This window comes from Arcobacter sp. CECT 8985 (assembly GCF_004116495.1).
GTDB lineage: Bacteria > Campylobacterota > Campylobacteria > Campylobacterales > Arcobacteraceae > Malaciobacter.
The window spans coordinates 1-1,757 of record NZ_PDKC01000070.1 but is presented as its reverse complement, the minus strand read 5'-3'; the positions used below and the strand labels follow the sequence as shown (position 1 = coordinate 1,757).

Here is a 1,757-nt window from a genome sequence, read left to right as displayed (position 1 = left end):
TGTTTTTCACAATCATTTTTAACAGTAGTAATAGATTCTTTCTCAACAGTTAAAATTTTATTTGCTTTTATACTCTTTCTTTCTTCTTCTCCTACTGTTATAATCGAGTCTTTTTGGATTGTCTCTTCTTTATCATTATCTACTAATAGTTTTGAGTTATTCTCTACATGTTTATATTCATCATTTAACACATGTGTTTTTAAATCTCTTTGTGCTCTAAATGATAGTAACTCTTCTCCTTGTTTATCTTCAAACAGTATCTCATTATACCCTTGCATATGTTCATATTGTGGCATTGAATTTGTTTTTATATAACTCTTTGTTTTATCTTTTGGAAGGTTATATGGTACTTTATTCTCACCGTTATACAAGCTTCCTATTATTATTGGTTTATCTATATCTCCATTTACAAAGCTTACTATTACTTCACTATTTACTCTTGGTAGAAATTGTGCTCCATAGTTATCTCCTGCAAAGAAGTTTGAGTACCTTAAGTAACATGATATTGTTTTATTCTCTTCAAAGTGAAATAGTACTTTTATTCTTCCTTGTTCATCCACATCTATTGTATTTGCATCTTCTTTTGTATTACTATCACTACTTGCTACTATTGCTGTTTGTACTGAGTTTATCTTTGGTTTTATTATTGTATATGGTGGAATATAATCTATATCTTTTGGAATTGAAGTAAATTCTACTTCATATTGCAGTTCATGTTTTTTATTTTCATTTACATTTTGTATATATTCATCTAATGCATTTGGAAATAATCCATTATATTTTACTTCTGTTATTATTACATCAAATATTTTTTTTGCTCTTTCATCTTCTAGTTCTATATTTAAACTATCATTTATCACTAACTCTTGACTTGTTCCTTTTATCAAGTTTGATTTTACATATTCTCTTTTTGCTTCTATTTTATTATATTTATTTAAATCTTTATAAAGACTCTCTTCAAGTACATTTAGTTTATCTCTTAAATTATTTCTTTTTATATCTACTCTTAATTGACTTGTTGATTGATTATCTTTTATACTTGAAGTTATTCCTGCTCCTGTTTGTATTTTATATTCCAAACTAGGATTTGAGTAATCATAATAATCTTCTATTATATTAGTTGCTGTGAATTTTTTACTATGATTAAATTGGCTTACACTACTATAGCTATTTATTATTGCATGTTCTGTTAGTTTACATAAAATTATATTATATGGATTATTTGATGAGTATTCTACTATAAAGCTATATCCCTCTTCTTCACATAGCATTGTTAGAAATTCTAAATCACTTTGATTATATTGGGTTATATATTCTCTTGTTACTTCATTTTTTATATCTATTTTTACATCTACATTTATATTTAATAGTTGGTTATATCTATTTATTATTTCACTAAAAACAGTACTTACTTTTCTTTCATGATATATCTCATATCTATTATTTAATCCTAAATAATATAAAGGAGATACTATTTTTATTTTATAAAGGTATTTTTTTGCAACAACACTATCTTCACTTGCTTCATAAATCTTTCCATAGATACTTTTTTTATCTATTGGATTTACTTCATCTTGTATTATTAATTCTACATCAGTATCTACTATATCTTCTATTTCAATAAACTCTTCACTTACAAATACTACTTCAAACTCATAAGGTTTATTTACTTTACTAATCCCATTTAGTTTATATACACTTAAACTCTCATTTAGTATATCTGGCAAGTCACTTCTATAGTTTATCAGTCTTATTCT

Annotated in this window: 1 protein-coding gene; it reads right to left on the bottom strand. The window is 25.0% G+C overall.

Features of this window, described 5'->3' with window-relative positions:
- Positions 1-1,727 (bottom strand): type VI secretion system Vgr family protein (locus CRU93_RS13990; RefSeq protein WP_258238946.1); only part of this gene is annotated, 1,727 nt, incomplete at its 3' end.
- Positions 1,728-1,757: the final 30 nt, after the last annotated feature.